The organism is Dyadobacter sp. CY356 (genome assembly GCF_021440195.1).
GTDB lineage: Bacteria > Bacteroidota > Bacteroidia > Cytophagales > Spirosomataceae > Dyadobacter.
In genome coordinates, this window is record NZ_JAJTSZ010000010.1 from 176,314 (window position 1) to 195,968 (window position 19,655).

A 19,655-nucleotide genomic window follows, 5' to 3' on the forward strand; every position below is an offset into this window, starting at 1 on the left:
AAACTTTGCGCCCTTTGCGTTTTAACATTCCTGCTTTACGTAAAACCTCTTACCCTAAACTCACTTCATGCGGCGAAGTAATTTCCGGTTTCTTCTTTTCAAAACGGGCTTTAATCCTATCCACAACCAGATAAGCCGAAGGCACGAGCAATAATGTCAGAACCAGGGAGCTTGTCAATCCACCAATAATTACCCAGGCCATACCATTCTTGGTTTCAGCACCGGCTCCACTTGCAAGCGCAATGGGTAGCATACCAAATACCATCGCCAAAGTTGTCATCAAAATCGGGCGAAGACGTTCTTTCCCGGCTTCTACCAGAGCATAAACCACATCGTGCCCCTGTTCTTTTAAATGATTGGTAAAATCGACAATTAAAATTGCATTTTTCGCAACCAATCCAAGAAGCATGATCATCCCGACAATCGCGAAAACGGTCAGACTTTCCATGGTTAAAGCTAAGGCCAGAAGTGCACCAATTAAAGCAACCGGAATTGAAAATAATACTACGAATGGATAAACAACACTTTCGTAAAGCCCAACCATAATAAAATAAACAAGCAAAATCGCGATTACTAAGGCTAGTCCAAGACTTCCAAAGGCGTCTCCCTGCTGCTGCATTTGTCCTAAATACTGGATAGTTATCCCGTTTGGTAATTTCAGATTTTCCACCTTTGCCTGTATATCAGCACCAACCGTTCCAACAGGACGACCTACAACCTGTGCATTTACAGATATAGAAGAAAGTCTGTCAATCCGCTGTAAAACGCTTTCACCGATTTGTTCTTCAACGGATGCAAATTGAGATAACTGAAAAGATTGTCCCTGATTATTCACAAATAGCAGCTGACGAATGTCGGAAGCATTGGTCCGGTCAAACTGATCCAGACTTACCAGAATATCATATTCTTTTCCGTTTTGTTTAAATTTAGAACGGTCGTCACCACGAAAACCATTTTGTAAAGCAACACCCACTTCGGCTGCGTTAATTCCTAATTGTGCCATACGATCGCGATCAAGAATTACTTTAACCTCCGGTTTCGGATCCTGCACGGAGTATTTGACATCCTGAGTACCCGGAATGGATTCTGCTACCTGTTTCACCATGGCCGAGGCTCTCCTGATCGAATCAAGATTGGTGCCTTTTATAGCAATCTGAATGGGCGCTTCGGATGTTCCAACCAACCCTGTTGGGCTAACAGTTACCTTTGTCCCAGGAATTTTCGCAACCTCATTTTTGACGACAACGCTAAAATCTTCTGTTGAAATAACCCTCTCTTTTTTATCAATCAATTTTACGTTTAAAGTTGATAAATTACTGTTAGAAGAAGATGTCAGGTTATTGCTGCTGTATCCGATATTGCTGAAAACGTTGGTCACTTCCGGATGTTTAAGCAACATTTGTTCGGCGCGCTGGGCCACTTTATTACTCTCATAAATGGAAGCAGTTGGTGCCAGTTCAATTTGAACCGTGAATTCGCCCTGATCACTTGCCGGCATGAAAGCTGCGCCAATGAATCCTGCCGGAACGAGTGCAATTGCACCAATCAGCAGTGCAAGAACGCCGAGAAACACATATCTTTTATGACTTAAAACTTTCAAAAGGATCCTTCCGTAAGCGTTTTGCAGACGGGTCAGGAAATTTTCAAAACCCAAATTTAATCTACCCCACAAAGAAGTTTTGCTTAATACTTCCAGCTTTCCAAAACGTGATACCAGAAGTGGTGTCAAAGTAAACGAAACGAACAAACTCATTAAAGTAGAAAATACTACAACGAGCGAAAACTCACGAAGAATATTACCGATCAACCCGCCTGTCATGGCCAGCGGAACAAAAACCACAACGTCAACCAGTGTAATAGCCAGTGCGGTAAACCCAATTTCACTACGTCCGTCCAATGCGGCCTGCCAGCGGCTTTTACCCATTTCCAGATGTCGGTTGATGTTTTCCAACACCACAATCGAGTCATCCACCAAAATACCAACGACCAGCGAAAGTGCCATCAAGGTCATCAGATTCAGCGAAAATCCTAAAAGATACATTAAAATGAATGTTGGGATAATCGATGACGGAAGCGCTACCAGAACGAAAAGCGACGAGCGGAAACTATGTAAAAACATAAGCATAACCACAGATACGATCGCCACCGCCAGAAATAAATCCTCAACTACTGCATTAGCCGAAGCGAGTGTGTAAGTAGACTGGTCCGCAGCGATATTAAATTTCAACCCTGTTGAAGCATATTGTTTTTCAAGGGAAATAATTTTTGCTTTTACCTGCTTGCTAACTTCTACCGCATTCGCATCGGATTGTTTCAAAACCTGCAATCCAATAGAAGGTCTGGCATTGATATGGTTTATGGCTGTTGGTTTAGTGGTTGCATCTACAACTTCTGCAACATCTTTTAACAAAACTTCACCACCATCTGTCGTTCTGGATACCACAAGGTTTCTGAATCCATCTGTATTGGTAACCGAAGCGTCAAAGCGTATAGATAATTGCGATTCCCTCGTTTCAAGCTGTCCGGCCGGATAACTTGTATTTGCATTATTAATAGCCGCTGCAATTTGTCCGATCGAAAGATTGTAAGCTCTCAATTTTTGCGCATCTACATTAATCTGGATTTCTCTTTCGTTACCGCCGATTAAATCAATCCGGCCAACACCGGCAGCGTTTGATAGCTGTGGTTGCAGTTCGTCATCAATCAGATCATAGAGTTTGGCCGGAGAAATGTTCGCTGTCACACCCATCCTGAGCACAGGAAGTTCGTCTGTCGAGAATTTATTAATCGTAGGACGATCCGCTTCATCCGGCAAAAGATTGATAATCTGCTCTACTTTACGCTGTGCATCCTGTTGCGCAAGCGTTACGTCAACGCCGTTTTTCAGCTGGATCACAACAATAGAAGCACCTTCCTGAGAGGTAGAATTTATACGATCCAGACCTTCAATCGAAGCAAGTGCATCTTCGATTCTTTTCGTTACGTTTGTCTCAACCTCATCTGCCGATGCCCCGCGGTATGTGGTTGAAACACTGATCACATTTGCCTCAAATTTCGGCAAAAGATTATAGGAAAGCTGCTGGTAACTGATCACACCGAAAAGTATCAATACGGTGAAAATTGTAGTAATCAACAGCGGTCTTTTAACTGATAATTCGGTTATAGACATATTTGTATGTTTTAAAGATTTCCGGAATATACTTCCGGTCTATTTTGATATCTGAACAGGTTTACCGTCAGTTAGATTTAACTGGCCCGTTGTCACAACCTGATCGCCGGGCTGCAATCCACCACGTACTTCTATAAGGTCTCCCAATTCACGACCCACAGAAATTTTGCGTTGTTTGGCTACATTGTTATTAACCACATACACATAAGGATTTTTGATACTTTCCACCAAAGCAATCCGTGGAATCTGCAACGATTTTTCCTTAGATTTTTGAGAAAAATCGACATTCACAAATGTTCCGGCTTTGAGCGGTCCGGCGTTAGCTACGGTGATTTCAACCTGATAACTGTGCTCTTCATTCCCTCGCGGTGCGATGTAGGAAATCTGTCCGGGATATATTTTGCCTGAAAGAACATCTGCACTTACTTTCACTTTCTGGCTTTCATGAAGCTGATAAACGTCTTTTTCATTCACCATAACCTGCACTTTTAACCGCGAAACATCCAGGATTGTACCCAAAACAGTACCGGCATTCACAAACTCTCCAACCTCAATATCCTTTTTCACAATTCTTCCGCTGATCGGTGCTTTTACAGTCGCATCCTGAATCTGTTTGGTAATTTGCTCTGCCTTATTAACAGCATTTTCGTAATCATATTTGGTCTGGTTCAGCTGTAATTCCGTCGTTGCGTTTCCGGCGTAAAGCGTGTTATAACGCGTTACATCTTTTTTCAATTTATCAATATTGAGCTGCGTTGCCTGCAAGGCAAGCTGGTTCAGTTTATTGTCTATCTGAATCAGTGTGGAGCCTTTGGAAACTTGGCTTCCAAGATCAAAATTGACATTCAAAACCTGTCCCTGACTCGTAGCCATGATGGAAGTTTCACGGAAAGGGATCAAATTCCCGGTTTTAAGCAGCATTTGACTCACCGTATCTTCACTGACCGAGATCACCGTAACCGGTATCGGTGCGTTTGTGATGGTGACAGGTTTATTCTTTTCATCAATATTTTTCTTATTGGAAACCAGCCTGGCACCTATTAAAACTACAATGGCAAGTATAGCCAGTGTTATAATTAATGTTGTTTTTTTCATTGCCTTATACTATTTGTAATGTCAAAGTTGATTAAAGAAAGGTATCAGTGTGCCTTGCGCCTGTTCCAGATCCAGCTTGGCCTGATAAAAATTGATCAGTGAATTCACGTAATCCGTTTGCGCCTGGCGGTAAGAATTTTCAGCGTTGATCAAATCTGTGAGCGGCGCCGTTCCCTGTTTGTATTGAAGCGTCGTCATGTCATACACTTTTCGTGCCAATTTTACATTTCGATCGTCATTTTCTACATTAATCTTTGATTGCTGGATTTGGGACTGAGAATTGTTAAAGGCAAGACGGTAGGACTGAACATTCATTTTTTGCTGTTCTTCCTGAGTAACCACCTTAATCCGTGCCTGCTGGATTTGCGCACTTCTGCTGAAACCATCAAAAATTGGAATATTTAATTTCAATCCGATCGTCCCGAAACCGATAAAGTTTTTGAAAGAATTGCCAAATTCATTCGTTAGCGCCATTTGACCGTAGCGGGCATTAAAACTCAAACGTGGCAAATATCCCGCCTTTATTCTATCCTGATCCAGACGGTTCAGCGTAAGTTGATTTTCGTTTAACTGATAACTTGTAAGATTTTTAGCATCAAACGGAGATTCTGAAACCGCAGGAAGCTGAGTCAGTATCAGAGAGTCCTTTAAAACTAATTCCTGATCCTGGTCGAGCCCCATTTGATATTTCAACCGGTTTAATGCAAGTGTTACATTTGTTTTTGCCAGAGATAGCTGAGATTTATTACTATTATAATTTACATCTGTCCGGTCATAATCAACTGGTTGAATGACGCCGTTATCGCGTTGCAGTTTCAGAATGTTAAGTACCTGCTGCGTTCTTTCAAGGTTATCCTGCAAAAGTGAGATTTGCTGCTGAGAGACAAATACCTGATAGTAATTTTTCGATACCTGATAAATGATTTCTTCTTGTGTTTGTCTGTCATTCAGTTCAGCACGTTGTTGATTTGGCTTGTTCGCCTTGATGCCGGTCAACAATGCCTGATCAAAAATTACCTGCTCCGCGGAGGCCGTAAAGTTTGTCTGGTATTTAGAACCAAGGGCAATCCGGGTTGGCTCGGGGCCAAAAACACCGGCAGGCAAAACCGTAGTCTGTAATTTCAGGTTATCATCAAAAGTTCCGGTTCCGGAAATCTGAGGCAGATAGGTAGCCAAAGCCTGCCGCGATTGCTGCCGTGCATTTTCTTTTTGATACTGAGCAATGCGTACGGTACCGAAATGTTTAAGACCATAATCTATGCAATCCTTTAATGACCAGGCTGTTTGTGCCTGCGATATCACTGGTAAAGCGATCAGCATAATCACTTCACAATAAAATCTTCTTTTCATACTAATAAGTTGATGTGTCTACTGTGGATATATCAACTATATATCCAAATTTTTTTATTCTTTTATTACATTTGAGATTTTTCTGACAATGGAAATCAGAGAATCTATTTCCTCCTGACTGATGGAAGCAGTCATACGTCTGTCAATATCTTCAATTGATTCCATCATTTTTGTTACGACCATTTTTCCGGCCGGAGTTAGCTCTATCAGGTTTTTACGACGATCATTTGAATCACCTACAATCTTGATATAACCATCTCTTGAAAGCGTTTGAATGGAGCGCTGAATGCCTCCTTTGTCCTTCTGAGTAAAATTAGCTATCTCTTGCTGTGATGGAGAATTTCCCTCGCGCAGGTAAACGACAAATAAAATCTGAAGCTGCTCCACCTGTAAAGTATAGCCCATTCTGGCCAGTTCTTTATTTGTATTACGACCAACAAGATGCGAAACGGTGATAATGTTGAACAACATCATTTTGCTCAGACGCTCATAGTTTGCTTTGTTCAGTTCTTTAACTTCTATATCCATGGTACAAAGATAAAATAGGTAGACATATCAACCAAATTAATTTTGCTAATATTTATTTTATATTTTAAAGTGCGAGAAAAATATACTTATACCTGGATTAAGTTGAAAAAAAAATTTAAAAAATCAAGAAATGGGTGGGTGAAATTGGTAATTTAACTGTTGTATTTATTTAACTTACGAAGTTATTTGAATTCGATGGCGACGGATGGTTTTATCCGTTTGACTTTCAAGAACAAATCCTGAATCAATTATTAACTATTTTCTTTTGAGATGAATCGTAGAGAAGCCGTTCAAAAATTGACCCTTCTGATGGGAGGCGTCATTTCTGCACCTTTAATGGCTGGTGTGATGGGAGAAAGGCTGAATTTTGGCCCATCTGTCGAAGTTTCTGCTGAGCAGGAAGCACTGCTTGCCGATATTGCTGATGTTATTATTCCGACTACAAAAACGCCTGGTGCGAAAGCTGCCGGGGTTGAAAAATTTATCACGCGTGTGATGCGTGACTGTTATGTGGAAGAGGAACAGCAGAAGTTTTATGCCGGCGTTGAAAGACTGAATAAAAGCAGTAATGATGTTTATGGAAAAGGATTCGCAGCACTTGATGCGACCCAGAAAAATGATATCGTAAAACGCAGTACGACCGCAGACAAACCTTTTTTCCTGCAAATGAAGGGGCTTACAGTAACCGGTTATTTCACATCCGAAATCGGAGCGACACAGGCGCTGGATTATCTGCCGATTCCTGGCAGATTTGAGGGTTCTTATCCGATGAAAGAGGGACAAAAAACCTGGGCACTTTAAGATCTTAACCTTTCTAAATTATTAAAAATTAATTGTCACCATGGCGAATTTAAATGTTAATGCAGTAAAAGATATGACCTACGATGCCATCGTAATCGGTTCGGGTGTTTCCGGCGGTTGGGCAGCGAAGGAGTTGACGGAAAAAGGATTAAGAGTATTGATGCTTGAAAAAGGGAAACCGCTTGAACACGTTACCGGATACGAAAACGCGTTGAAAGATCCCTGGGAAATGAAATACAACGGTCGGTTGACTGTTAAACAAAAGGAAACACATCCATTTCTTTCCCGTGATTATCCGTACAATGAGATGACGGAAAAGTACTGGATGAACGATTCAGATTCTCCGTACGAGGAAAAGAAAAGATTTGACTGGTTCAGACCAAATATTGTTGGTGGTAAATCCATTATGTGGGGGCGCCAGTCTTATCGTTGGAGTGATCTGGATTTCGAAGCAAATCTGAAAGACGGAATTGCGGTCGACTGGCCGATCCGTTATAAGGACGTTGCGCCTTGGTATTCTTATGTTGAAAAACATGTAGGAATCTCTGGTGAAAAACTGGGTCTGCCACAGCTGCCGGACAGTGATTTTTTGCCGCCGATGGAAATGTACCATGTTGAAAAAGAAGTCCGTAAGAGACTGGAAAAACAATTTCCTGGTCGTACCATGACCATTGGACGCGTTGCAAACCTTTCTCAGCCTGACAAAATCCAGCTGGAAGGTGGCCGTTCTCCATGTCAGTATCGAAACCGTTGTTCGTATGGTTGTCCATACGGCGCCTATTTCAGTACGCAGTCAAGCACATTACCACCGGCTGTGAAAACCGGACTTTTGACACTTCGTCCGGATTCGGTTGTCAGGGAAATTGTTTATGATAAAGTAAAACAAAAAGCGACCGGCGTGAAGGTTACCGATTCTGTGACTTTGCAGGAGCGTGAATATTTTGCCAAAATTATATTTGTTTGTGCCAGCGCAATCGGTACTTCATTGGTTCTTTTGAATTCGACCTCGGATCGTTTTCCAAATGGTTTGGGTAATGATTCCGGCGAACTTGGACATAACTTGATGGATCACCATTTCCGTACGGGTGCTAGTGGTGTTTGGGAAGGCGATCTCGACAAATATTATTTTGGGCGTCGAGCAAACGGTATCTATGTGCCGCGTTACCAGAATATTGGAAACGATAAGCGAGATTATATCCGTGGATTTGGATATCAGGGAGGCGGCGGACGTCAGGGCTGGCAGCGAAATGTTGCTGAACTCGCTTTCGGTGCTGATTTCAAAGAAGATCTGACAACGCCGGGACAATGGACGATGGGTTTCGGAGGTTTTGGTGAAACATTGCCATACCACGAAAACAGGATGTTCCTGAATAAAGAGAAAAAAGATAAGTGGGGCATGCCAACTGTCGTTTTTGATGCAGAATTACGCGAAAATGAAATGAAAATGCGTAAGGATATGAAAAACGACGCCGCTGAAATGCTTGAAAAATCCGGTGTTAAAAATGTGAAAACGCATGACAACGGATCTTATCTTGGTATGGCCATTCACGAAATGGGAACGGCGCGTATGGGTCGTGATCCAAAAACTTCGGTTTTGAATGGAAATAACCAGCTGCATGCTGTGAAAAATGTATTCGTTACGGATGGCGCTGCAATGGTTTCGGCTTCCTGCGTGAACCCGTCACTGACCTATATGGCGCTTACAGCCAGAGCTGCGGATTTTGCAGTGAAGGAATTGAAGAAGAAGAATATTTAATTGTTTAGATTAGAACATTTTTATCCGCCAATCGAAATTCTTTGAATTTTGGTTGGCGGATTTTTTGTCCCCAGGGTTGGAAACCCTGCGCTGCAATGTCGGCCATGCCTACGGCATTTGTTCGATTAATTCTGTTTCAATTTTTATCGATTTAATAGGATTACGATATTGACAGGACGTTGTTAGTTGTCTACGGCGTTTATTTTTAAAGATAAATTTCCAACAAAAAATGCCGTAGGCATGCCTGCGCGGCCCGGACCCACATTGTAGCCCTGGAATTCATTTCGGAGTTTATGATGCGGCCGATATTTACCTTCAACAAATCTTCCAAATTGATAAAATCATATCAAAATGATACGCCATTATTTGGCTTTAAAAAAATGCCACACTTTAAATTAATTGACCTTCAATAAGTTAATCTCTAATAAAAATTCTGGTTCCTTTTTGGTATTCACCTTTCCATATCAATTTACAAAAACGATGAAAAGGAAAATATCCAGAGGGATTTACAAGCAAATGCAGAAGTTCGCAGACCTCACCCAAACCATGATTGTCAGAGGAAATATATCGCGCGCGAAAAAATGTTTCGCTGTCGCTGAAAATCTGTTTATCAACGGAAATAAAGAAACACAAAGAGCAATTTCAAACGTCTACCTATATTCTGTTTCAGGTATGCTGGAATTGAAACATTTCAACACCGAAAAAATACTTCCAAATGCCTTGAAAAGGGAATACATTAAACAAATCAACGCCTTTTAGGTCATGGGAAAGCTTGAATTGCTGCTTCACTTCAAACCTTTCATTCTGATAAAATCCTATCATTTTGAGTTGCTTTTTTCAGGGTTTAGGTTGGTGTTTATGATGTTATCTTTTTGATTTAAAATGAGTTACGTAATGTCTGTTTAAGGCGGAATAAATTTGGTATTAATAAATGAAAACTCTATCATTCAATAAATTTTAAAATAGTATGATCACAATCCTTTTAGTATCTGCCGGAATTTTATGTTTCGCGCTTTTCTACAAAACAGTAAACTTCTTTGAAAATATCTAATCATGGCAGCGCTCTTCATAGTCTCAATATGTGTGTTTGGTTATATCTGTTACGTATTGATCAAACCTGAAAAGTTCTAACCGGATCGAAAACCGGAAAACGAAATCGAATTAAAAAATAGAAAAAATGAACACTGAATTATTTGGAATCATTGCTATGTTTGTCCTTACGGTTGCCTTCGCAATACCGTTCGGCAAGTACATTGCAAAAGTTTATGCAGGCGAAAAAACCTCCTTCGATCCTGTTTTTAACCCTATTGAAAAGCTGTTTTTCAAAATTAGCGGTATCGACCAAAACGCTGAAATGAACTGGAAACAGCATATGTTCTCGCTTATCACGATCAACATGGTCTGGTTTGTACTGGGTATGTTTGTTCTGATGAATCAAGGCTGGTTGCCATTAAATCCTGACGGAAATCCCGGACAAACGGCTGATCTGGCTTTTAACACAAGTATTTCATTTGTTGTAAACTGTAACTTACAGCATTACTCGGGCGAATCGGGACTTAGTTATTTGTCTCAGTTATTCCTTATGTTCTTGCATTTTGTAACGGCAGGAACAGGTATGGCGGCGGCGGCGGTTTTGTTTATGGCATTACGCGAACGCACAACAGACAAGCTTGGTAACTTTTACAATTTGATGGTAAAATCCTGCACAAGAATTTTGCTTCCGCTTTCAATTCTTGTTGCTTTCATTTTGGCTTTCAACGGAACACCGATGACTTTTGATGGAAAAGATACCATCATTAATATGCAGGGAGATACCGTTCAGGTTTCTACCGGACCGGTTGCTGCCTTTGTTGCGATCAAACATTTGGGTACGAATGGTGGTGGATTTTACGGAGCAAATTCTGCTCATCCTTTGGAAAACCCGAACTATCTGACCAACATGGTTGAAATGATTGCACAGATGATTATTCCAATGGCCATGATCTTTGCTTTCGGCTTCTTTCTGAAAAGAAGAAAAATGAGCTGGATGATTTTTGGAGTGATGACAATCGGATTTTTACTTCTGACCGTGCCAACAATAATTTGGGAAAACGGAGGAAATCACGCCATCACCGCCATGGGAATTGATAACAGTTCAGGAGCAATGGAAGGTAAGGAAGTCAGGTTTGGTAGTACGGCTTCTGCATTTTGGAGTATAGCCACCACCGTTATTTCAACCGGATCTATTAATTCCATGCATGACAGCTTCACGCCACTTTCCGGTATGACCCAATTGCTGGCGATGATGACCAATGCTTTTTATGGTGGTGTCGGTGCTGGTATGCTCAATTTTTTTATCTTCATTATTCTGGCTGTGTTTATCAGCGGATTGATGGTGGGTAGAACACCTGAATTCATGGGCAAAAAAATTGAAGCGCGTGAGATGAAAATTGCGATGATCGTTGCTTTGCTTCATCCATTTCTGATTCTGGTTGGTACCGCTTTGGCAGCTGCATTTCCTACGATTACTTCTGCTACGCTTGCCAACCCAGGCTTTCACGGATTTACGGAAATGCTTTACGAATATACCTCATCCTCGGCGAATAACGGTAGCGGGTTTGAAGGTTTGGGCGATAACAACCCATGGTGGAATATCACAACCGGTTTTGTTCTGATCCTGTCACGTTACATTCCAATCATCGGCCCGATCGCCATTGCTGGACTTCTGGCCAATAAAAAATACATTCCTGAAAGTGCGGGAACTTTGAAAACAGACTCTTCAACTTTCGGCATTATGATCCTGGCCGTTATTGTGATTATCACAGCATTATCCTTTTTTCCGGCTCTTACGCTCGGTCCGATCGCTGAATATTTCACATTACGTTAAGAATCGAATAATAAAAAAATAAAGGCTACAAGAAAATCTGTTCAGGCGACAGACTTTCAAAGATCAATAAGTAGTCAATACCTAATCGCTAACGGCTAAACGCCATAATGAAATGAAAAATCAAGATACGTCCTTATTTCAGAAGGACTTGGTTAATGAGGCCCTCAAACAGGCATTTGTAAAATTGAACCCCAAAATAATGTTCCGTAATCCGGTGATGTTCACCGTGGAAATCGGAACGGTGATTATGCTGGTGGTAAGTATCTGGACTTTGATGGGTGAAAAATCCCAGGGCAGTTTTGCCTATAACTTCACTGTTTTTCTTATTCTTTTGCTGACACTGCTTTTTGCCAATTTCGCAGAAGGAATCGCGGAAGCAAGGGGAAAAGCGCAGGCGGATAGTTTGCGTAAAACAAGAGAAGAAACACCGGCAAGGCTGGTTATAGAAAACAAACCAGGTTTCTCGGTTTCAACAAGACAGGTAATGTCTGCTTCCATGAAAAAGGGCGATGTATTTATCTGTGAAGCGGGTGATAATATTGCAACGGATGGTGAGATTATCGAAGGTCTTGCAACGATTGACGAAAGCGCGATCACAGGTGAAAGTGCGCCGGTAATACGTGAAGCTGGCGGTGATAAAAGTAGTGTGACGGGAGGTACCAAAGTTTTGTCTGACAAGATAAAAGTGATGGTAACAACCGAGCCGGGCGAAAGTTTTCTTGACAAAATGATCGCTTTGGTAGAAGGTGCCAGTCGGCAGAAAACACCTAACGAAATTGCGCTGACGATCCTTTTGGCTGGTTTTACCCTTGTGTTTATTATTGTCTGTGTTACTTTGAAACCATTCGCTGACCACGCCAATACGCCGATAACAATTGCCGCTTTTATTTCTCTTTTCGTGTGTTTGATTCCAACAACGATTGGTGGTTTGCTTTCAGCGATTGGTATTGCCGGGATGGACAGAGCACTTCGCGCCAATGTGATCACGAAATCAGGGAAGGCGGTAGAAACAGCCGGTGATATTGACGTATTGCTTTTGGATAAAACAGGAACGATCACGATCGGTAACAGAAAGGCAACAAATTTCTATGCAGCCAAAGGCGTGACTGATAATCATTTTATCAAATGCGCCGTGCTAAGTTCAATTGCTGATGAAACACCGGAAGGAAAATCAATTCTGGAACTGGCGAATTTGAATCCATCCACTTATGCCAATCTGAACAATCCAACGTTCATCAAATTTACTGCTGAAACCAGAAGTTCAGGTGTTGATTTTGATGAAACCAGAATTCGCAAAGGTGCCTTTGATTCGATGAAAAATCTGACAATAAAAGCAGGAAATAATTTCCCTACTGATATTGAAGAAAAAACAAAGGCCATTTCAAACAACGGTGGAACGCCACTTGTGGTTACTGAAAATGAAAAAGTGCTGGGCGTGATCGAGTTGCAGGATATTATCAAACCTGGTATCAGTGAACGCTTTGAACGTCTTCGTAAAATGGGAGTGAAAACGGTGATGGTAACGGGTGATAATCCTTTGACTGCCAAGTTTATCGCTGAAAAAGCTGGTGTGGATGACTTTATCGCAGAGGCCAAGCCGGAGGATAAAATGAACTACATCAAAAGAGAACAGGAAAGTGGAAAACTGGTTGCGATGATGGGGGACGGTACCAATGACGCGCCGGCACTTGCACAGGCTGATGTTGGAGTAGCGATGAACAGCGGTACCCAGGCAGCAAAAGAAGCAGGGAACATGGTGGATTTGGACAATGATCCAACCAAACTGATCGAGATTGTTGAGATTGGAAAGCAATTGCTGATGACACGTGGTACGTTGACAACCTTCTCTATTGCGAACGACGTTGCCAAATATTTCGCCATCATTCCAGCTTTATTTATCGCTTCAATTCCAGCGCTTCAAGGTTTGAATATCATGGATCTGCATAGTCCGGAAAGTGCAATATTGTCGGCTGTTATTTTCAATGCGATCATTATTCCAATCCTGATCCCGTTAGCCTTGAAAGGTGTTGCATACAAGCCAATCGGAGCCAGTGCATTGTTGAGAAGAAACCTTTTTATCTACGGTTTAGGCGGTGTTGTTGTGCCTTTTATCGGAATTAAGGTGATTGATATGCTGGTGAGTATCTGGTTTTAATTATTGATCGTAATGTCCATGAACACTAATAACAAGGATGTCGTTTTCAGCGACAGGTTTATAAATCAAACGATGTTCGTCTGTAATTCGTCTGCTCCAAAATCCTTTGTACTGATGTTTCAGACCCTCAGGTTTACCAAGTCCTTCGAAAGGGTGTTTGTGGATATCCTTGATCAATTCAAAAACTTTTTTAACAAGACGAGGTTCGCTTTTGGACCAGTGTGTGAGATCTTCGATTACCTGAAGAGAGAAAATAGTATTATTCATTCTTGCGAGATATGTTTGACAAACTTTTCAAAGCTGTCTCCATTAAACGAAACAATATTTCCGCTCTCGAAATCATCGATGGATTTGTCAAGTCGCGAGAAATATTCTTCCCGGCTTTCCTCCCGCAATATTCCAGCAGATATCTTATCAGTTATACTGATCGTAACCTCACTGTCTTTTGAAACACTTAGTAGCGCTCTGATCTTCGAAATCAATTCGTCAGTAAACTCAGAAGATTTAATTTTTAGTACAGCTTCCATAAATATGAATTTCTATAAAAAAGGATTAATGATAGTAAGCCGCTTATCAATAACCAAGCCGTGTTGCATATCTTCTGAATACAAAGTATTGCAACCGGCCTCTAATGCAGCTGAAATTATCTTGGAATCAAACGGTTGTAGCAAATACTTGTTAAAAATGGATAATGCATTTGTTACAACCGATTCGTTCTCTGGCTGGATAAATGAAGCACTTATTAATTCGGAAACAAACCGAATAGCGACACTTCGATCCATTTTATATTTTCTCAGGCAAACATTTAAGCATTCAAAAATAACCTGTGGGCTAATGAATGGTACATTTAGTAAAAGCGACGATGCAATTTCTTTCTTTCGGCTGTCATTTAGATCAAGAAGATATAATGCGATGTTGCTGTCAATGAAAAAATTATCTCTCATTAGCCTCGTCACGATCAAATTTAAAACCACTCATGTCTATTTGTAAAGTGTTAAAGAATTGAATCGCATTTTGAGCAGCTTTCTTTTTATTTAAATAAGCTGAATCAAGATTGTCATCTATCTCAAAGGCAATAACTTCTACACCTTTATTGAGGTATTCAATAGGCAAGTTTATGGTCAATTGAGAAGCAGTTTCAGCAATAAATACTTTACGATACATAAGTCAAATGTTTATTATCAAAAATAACGAAAATTTAATTATCATGAAAACGAACCTATTTCCAGCAATCAAATTAACCGCAATCACGCTGGTTTTCTTTGCCGGAGTTTATACAATCATAATCTGGGGAATTGCTCAACTTGCTCCAAACCATGGAAATGGCGAGGTGATAACTCAAAACGGAAAAAAATATTACACCAACGTTGGTCAGGCTTTCACTCAGGATAAGTATTTCAATTCCCGCCCTTCTGCTGTGGATTATAATGCAGCCGGTAGTGGTGGTAGCAACAAGGCGCCTTCAAATCCTGAATACCTTCAAATGGTTCAGGCCAGGATTGATACATTTTTAGTGCATAATCCCGGAGTTCAAAAACAAGACGTGCCTGTGGAACTGGTAACGGCAAGTGGCAGTGGACTTGATCCGGATATTTCTCCAAATGCAGCCATTGTTCAGCTTAAAAGAGTTGCCAAAACCAGAAATCTATCAGACGATAACGTGAAAAAACTGATTGATGAAAACACAGAAGCTCCGTTATTAGGACTTCTGGGGCCAGCAAAAGTGAATGTGTTAAAGCTTAATATGGCACTTGATCAGCTTAAATAAATGCCCGGATCACGCAACGTTTTTAAAATTTAATTCTCAACAAAAAATCAAGAGTTCAGTACACTTATTAGTATTACAATGAATAAATTAATTTTGTTTGCCGCAGGAATTTTTTCTATTCCTGCTATTGCCCAGGATACCATTTCAATTGAAAAAGCAAAACCAAATCCATTGACTTTTTCAGGTTACGTTGAAGCTTTTTATAGTTATGATTTCAATAAACCAGCCAACCACGAACGTCCTGGATTTTTATATAATTTCAACAAACACAACGAGGTCAATTTAAATCTGGGGCTTTTTAAGGTTAACTATAACACTGAAAATGTAAGGGCCAATCTGGCTGTGATGGCGGGTACTTATCCGCAATATAATCTGGCTGCGGAACAAGGATTACTGAAAAATATTTTTGAAGCCAATGTGGGATTCAAAATTTCGCAGAAAAATAATTTCTGGATTGACGCCGGAATAATGCCGTCTCACATTGGGTTCGAAAGTGCAATTGGAAAAGACAACTGGAATTTGACGCGCAGTATTCTGGCTGAAAATTCTCCATATTATGAAACAGGTGTCAAAATTGGTTACACCAGCAAAAACGAAAAATTATATGCCGCAGCCATGTATTTGAATGGCTGGCAGCGTACCCAGAAAATTCCGGGAAACCAGACGCCTGCCTTCGGGACGCAATTAACTTACAAACCGTCTGCAAATGCAACATTAAATTGGAGCACTTACATTGGGAATGAGCAACCGGATAGTACCAGACAATGGCGTTATTTTAACAACTTTTATGGTCAGTTTCAGCTCGCAGATAAATTTGGTCTGACTGCGGGATTTGACATTGGAATGCAACAAAAAAGTAAAGGAAGCAGCAGTTACAATGTGTGGTATACGCCGGTTTTAATTGCCCGGTATATGCCGAATGAAAAGGTCAGGATTGCAGCCAGAGGAGAATATTATGCAGACGAAAAAGGGGTGATTATCAGCACAGGAACGCCAAATGGATTTAAAACTTTTGGTTACTCTGCAAACTTCGATTACCTGCCTGCACAAAATGTAATGTTCAGACTCGAAGCACGGGCTTTTAACAGCAAAGACGATATATTTACAAAGGATGGCCGGGCCGACAACCAGAATTTCTTTGTTACAACATCCGTTGCACTATCATTTTAATGACTGAAAAAGAGAACAACGTAAAACATTTTCTGGACCTGATCAAAAAATCCAGAAAAGGAAAGTTTAAAATCTACATCGGCATGAGTGCCGGTGTAGGTAAAACCTTCCGGATGCTGCAAGAGGCCCACACATTGATGCGAAACGGCATCGATGTAAAAATCGGTTATATAGAAACCCATAACCGAAAAGAAACACATGAGTTGCTGGAAGGCCTACCGATAATTCCAAGACGAAAACTTTTTTACAAAGGTAAAGAGCTTGAAGAATTTGATTTGCAGGCTGTTATAAGCCTTCGGCCGGAAATTGTGATCGTCGATGAGCTTGCCCATACCAACATTGAAGGCAGCAAAAACGACAAGCGCTGGCAGGATGTGATGGAAATCCTGGATGCGGGAATTAACGTGATCAGCGCCGTCAACATTCAGCATATTGAAAGTCTGAATGAAGAGATCAAGCAAATTACGGGTGTCGAAGTAAAGGAAAGAATTCCGGATAGCGTGCTGCAACAGGCCGATGAAGTGGTAAATATTGACCTTACCGCAGACGAATTAATTACGCGTTTGAAGGAAGGCAAAATTTACGCTGCGGAAAAAGTGCCGACTGCCCTTAACAACTTTTTTACATCCGGAAATATTCTGCAACTTCGTGAGCTTGCACTGAAAGAAGTGGCCAGTCAGGTGGTCAGGAAAGTGGAGACGGAGGTAACTTCCCGCAGTGTGACGGCTTTAAAAGCGAATAAATTTATGGCCTGTATCAGCAGCAACGCACAAACTTCTAAAAACGTTATCCGTAAAACGGCCCGGTTGGCCAGTTATTACAACAGTCCCTGGGTGTTGCTTTATGTTCAAACACCAAATGAAAGCACCGATAAAATTGCGCTGGATAAACAACGCCATCTGATCAATAATTTTAAACTGGCGACTGAACTTGGAGGCGAAATAATTCGAGTCGAAAGTCCGCATGTATCCCGTACGATCATGGAAGTTGCCGAGCAAAGACAAATCACAACAATTTGTATTGGTAAGCCGCATATGAGTTTGTTTAAAGTAATTTTGGCCACCAATATCTTTAACCAGTTATTAAAAAAACTATCTGTTTCCGAAATTGACCTGGTCATTTTGTCCTGATGAAAATAAAAACCAAATTAACCCTCGGCGTTGGCCTGCTGTTCCTGATGATCATAATCCTTTCATTGGTTGCAGCGCGTTATATCAACGTATTGAAAAATGATACCGAAAATATTCTGGTTGATAATTATAACACACTGGAATATTCCCGTAATATGCTGATGTCGCTGGATCAAACACAGCGTGGAACAAAAGCTTTTTTAACGTTTGAAGATAACCTGAACAAACAACGGGAAAATGTAACGGAAATAGGGGAGCGGGAGGCAACCGATGCTATTTCCGAACATTTGACACAGCTTAAACAGGATCCGTCCAATTTGCTACTTCACCAGGTTATCCGTAAAGATATCACAGAGTTGATGCGTTTGAATATGGAAGCGATTCAGCGTAAAAGTGAGGTTGCCAAGGAAACAGCTCGTTCAGCCAATTTATGGATTGTGATCACGGGTACTCTGTGTTTCCTTTTTGCTTTTACTTTGCTGGTCAATCTGCCAAGTAATATTGCCAATCCGATCAAAGAACTGACGGAAAGTATAAAGGAAATTGCTGCAAAGAATTATTCTCAGCGGGTGACTTTTGGTAGTAAAAATGAGTTTGGAGAACTCGCGGGATCTTTCAATACGATGGCTGAGAAACTGGAAGAATATGACAGCAGTAATCTTTCTAAAATACTATTTGAAAAGAAAAGAATTGAAACCCTGATCAACAACATGCACGAGCCTGTTTTGGGTCTGGACGAAAATAAGAAGATACTTTTTGCCAACAATGAAGTGTTGAAAATCTCAGGACTTCTGGCAGAGGATATTGTTGGCAAAGCGGCTGTGGATGTTGCTTTGCACAACGATTTGATCCGCTCACTCGTTCAGGGATTGGTAACCCCAAAACCGGATCATGAAAAAGAGAAGCCACTTAAAATATATGCGGATAATAAGGAAAGCTATTTCGAGAAAGAGATAGTTAATATCACAATTACGCCAACAGGAGAGAAGGAAAAGATATTTATTGGTCAGGTGATTGTGTTAAAAAATATAACACCGTTCAAAGAACTTGATTTTGCCAAAACCAATTTTATCGCCACGGTTTCTCATGAATTGAAAACACCGATTTCTTCAATAAAAATGAGTGTTCAATTGTTGGAAAATAAACAAACTGGTGAGGTAAATGAAGAGCAGAAGCAATTGATTGAAAGTATAAAAGACGATAGTAACAGGCTACTGAAAATTACAGGAGAACTGCTGAATCTTTCGCAGGTTGAAACCGGAAATATACAATTAAATATTCAGCAAGGAAGTCCCTATAAAATTATTCAATATGCAACAGAGGCGGTAAAAGTACAGGCCGACCAGAAGCAGATCAAACTGGTGTTGAATGCAGATGAAAATCTCCCGGAGGTAAAAGCGGATACGGAAAAAACGGCTTGGGTATTGATTAACTTTCTAACCAATGCGATCCGGTATTCATCTGAAGAAACTAAGGTTGAAATTGGTGTTAAGAAGGAAAATAACGGCATTATATTCTCTGTAAAAGATCAGGGAAAAGGTATCGAAAGCCGTTACCGCGAGAAAATTTTCGACCGCTATTTTCAGGTTCCGGGAAGTCCGAAAACCGGAACGGGACTTGGGCTGGCGATCAGTAAAGAATTTATCGAAGCACAGGGTGGCAAGATAGGGTTGGATTCGGAAATTGGTATGGGGAGTACTTTTTATTTTAGTTTGAATACCTGATTGGTTAAGAACAAAAGGCAATAGAATGGTTTTAATTTGATGATAATCTTTTAGACAACAAAACACTTTTTCCTTTGAATAAATGTAAAGTATCACATTTATTCAAAGGAAAAAGTGTAATTTAGTACATATTATCATACGAA

Annotated in this window: 18 protein-coding genes; 10 read left to right on the forward strand and 8 right to left on the reverse strand. The window is 40.7% G+C overall.

Annotation, left to right across the window (positions count from 1 at the left end; all coding sequences use genetic code 11):
• Window positions 1-49: 49 nt before the first annotated feature.
• Genes LXL81_RS25780 through LXL81_RS25795 form a run of 4 tightly spaced genes read right to left on the reverse strand, consistent with a single transcriptional unit; the run spans window position 50 to window position 6,142 of the window.
• Window positions 50-3,169: an efflux RND transporter permease subunit gene (locus LXL81_RS25780; protein WP_234650359.1), complete on the reverse strand. Its 3,120-nt coding sequence runs from the start codon at window positions 3,167-3,169 to the stop codon at window positions 50-52.
• Between the two features lie 39 nt (window positions 3,170-3,208).
• On the reverse strand, window positions 3,209-4,264 hold the full coding sequence (locus tag LXL81_RS25785; RefSeq protein WP_234650360.1) for an efflux RND transporter periplasmic adaptor subunit: 1,056 nt from the start codon (window positions 4,262-4,264) through the stop codon (window positions 3,209-3,211).
• 21 nt (window positions 4,265-4,285) lie between these two features.
• Entirely contained in the window at window positions 4,286-5,614 is a 1,329-nt protein-coding gene (locus LXL81_RS25790; protein WP_234650362.1) for a TolC family protein, read from the reverse strand.
• Between the two features lie 54 nt (window positions 5,615-5,668).
• Window positions 5,669-6,142 (reverse strand): MarR family winged helix-turn-helix transcriptional regulator, encoded by a 474-nt coding sequence (locus LXL81_RS25795; protein WP_234650363.1) that lies wholly within the window; start codon window positions 6,140-6,142, stop codon window positions 5,669-5,671.
• Between the two features lie 270 nt (window positions 6,143-6,412).
• Here LXL81_RS25795 and LXL81_RS25800 point away from each other — a divergent pair, with 270 nt between their 5' ends.
• From LXL81_RS25800 to kdpB, 6 genes are all read left to right on the forward strand, one after another.
• Complete coding sequence (locus LXL81_RS25800; RefSeq protein ID WP_234650366.1) at window positions 6,413-6,943, forward strand: gluconate 2-dehydrogenase subunit 3 family protein; 531 nt, start codon at window positions 6,413-6,415, stop codon at window positions 6,941-6,943.
• Between the two features lie 40 nt (window positions 6,944-6,983).
• A complete protein-coding gene (locus LXL81_RS25805) occupies window positions 6,984-8,699 on the forward strand; it encodes a GMC oxidoreductase (RefSeq protein ID WP_234650369.1) in 1,716 nt (571 codons plus the stop codon).
• Window positions 8,700-9,179: 480 nt separating this feature from the next.
• On the forward strand, window positions 9,180-9,458 hold the full coding sequence (locus tag LXL81_RS25810; protein ID WP_234650371.1) for a hypothetical protein: 279 nt from the start codon (window positions 9,180-9,182) through the stop codon (window positions 9,456-9,458).
• Window positions 9,459-9,752: 294 nt separating this feature from the next.
• Window positions 9,753-9,830, forward strand: coding sequence for a potassium-transporting ATPase subunit F (locus LXL81_RS29355; RefSeq protein ID WP_137340128.1), 78 nt, complete (start codon window positions 9,753-9,755; stop codon window positions 9,828-9,830).
• 46 nt (window positions 9,831-9,876) lie between these two features.
• Window positions 9,877-11,565 carry a potassium-transporting ATPase subunit KdpA gene (kdpA, locus tag LXL81_RS25815; protein WP_234650373.1) on the forward strand — a complete coding sequence of 563 codons (1,689 nt, stop codon included), beginning with the start codon at window positions 9,877-9,879 and terminating at the stop codon, window positions 11,563-11,565.
• 112 nt (window positions 11,566-11,677) lie between these two features.
• A complete protein-coding gene (gene kdpB / locus LXL81_RS25820; RefSeq protein WP_234650375.1) occupies window positions 11,678-13,720 on the forward strand; it encodes a potassium-transporting ATPase subunit KdpB in 2,043 nt (680 codons plus the stop codon).
• Here kdpB and LXL81_RS25825 read toward each other — a convergent pair whose 3' ends face one another.
• The 4 genes from LXL81_RS25825 to LXL81_RS25835 are packed head-to-tail and all read right to left on the reverse strand — an operon-like array spanning window position 13,721 to window position 14,884.
• Complete coding sequence (locus LXL81_RS25825) at window positions 13,721-13,987, reverse strand: Txe/YoeB family addiction module toxin (RefSeq protein WP_234650377.1); 267 nt, start codon at window positions 13,985-13,987, stop codon at window positions 13,721-13,723. It lies immediately after the preceding gene.
• Window positions 13,984-14,247 (reverse strand): hypothetical protein, encoded by a 264-nt coding sequence (locus LXL81_RS25830; RefSeq protein ID WP_234650379.1) that lies wholly within the window; start codon window positions 14,245-14,247, stop codon window positions 13,984-13,986. The genes LXL81_RS25825 and LXL81_RS25830 overlap by 4 nt, the downstream gene beginning before the upstream one ends.
• A 12-nt stretch (window positions 14,248-14,259) precedes the next feature.
• Window positions 14,260-14,664 (reverse strand): PIN domain-containing protein, encoded by a 405-nt coding sequence (locus LXL81_RS29360; protein WP_409013975.1) that lies wholly within the window; start codon window positions 14,662-14,664, stop codon window positions 14,260-14,262.
• On the reverse strand, window positions 14,654-14,884 hold the full coding sequence (locus LXL81_RS25835) for a hypothetical protein (protein WP_234650381.1): 231 nt from the start codon (window positions 14,882-14,884) through the stop codon (window positions 14,654-14,656). Before LXL81_RS25835 ends, LXL81_RS29360 begins: the two co-directional genes overlap by 11 nt.
• 43 nt (window positions 14,885-14,927) lie before the next feature.
• Between LXL81_RS25835 and LXL81_RS25840 the strand changes: the two genes are divergently transcribed.
• The 4 genes from LXL81_RS25840 (at window position 14,928) to LXL81_RS25855 (ending at window position 19,512) form a co-directional block, all read left to right on the forward strand.
• Entirely contained in the window at window positions 14,928-15,488 is a 561-nt protein-coding gene (locus LXL81_RS25840; RefSeq protein ID WP_234650383.1) for a K(+)-transporting ATPase subunit C, read from the forward strand.
• A 78-nt stretch (window positions 15,489-15,566) separates the two neighbouring features.
• A complete protein-coding gene (locus LXL81_RS25845) occupies window positions 15,567-16,658 on the forward strand; it encodes a porin (RefSeq protein WP_234650385.1) in 1,092 nt (363 codons plus the stop codon).
• Window positions 16,658-17,788, forward strand: coding sequence for a universal stress protein (locus LXL81_RS25850; protein WP_234650387.1), 1,131 nt, complete (start codon window positions 16,658-16,660; stop codon window positions 17,786-17,788). The genes LXL81_RS25845 and LXL81_RS25850 overlap by 1 nt, the downstream gene beginning before the upstream one ends.
• Window positions 17,788-19,512 carry an ATP-binding protein gene (locus LXL81_RS25855; protein WP_234650390.1) on the forward strand — a complete coding sequence of 575 codons (1,725 nt, stop codon included), beginning with the start codon at window positions 17,788-17,790 and terminating at the stop codon, window positions 19,510-19,512. Before LXL81_RS25850 ends, LXL81_RS25855 begins: the two co-directional genes overlap by 1 nt.
• The last annotated feature ends 143 nt before the right edge of the window (window positions 19,513-19,655 follow it).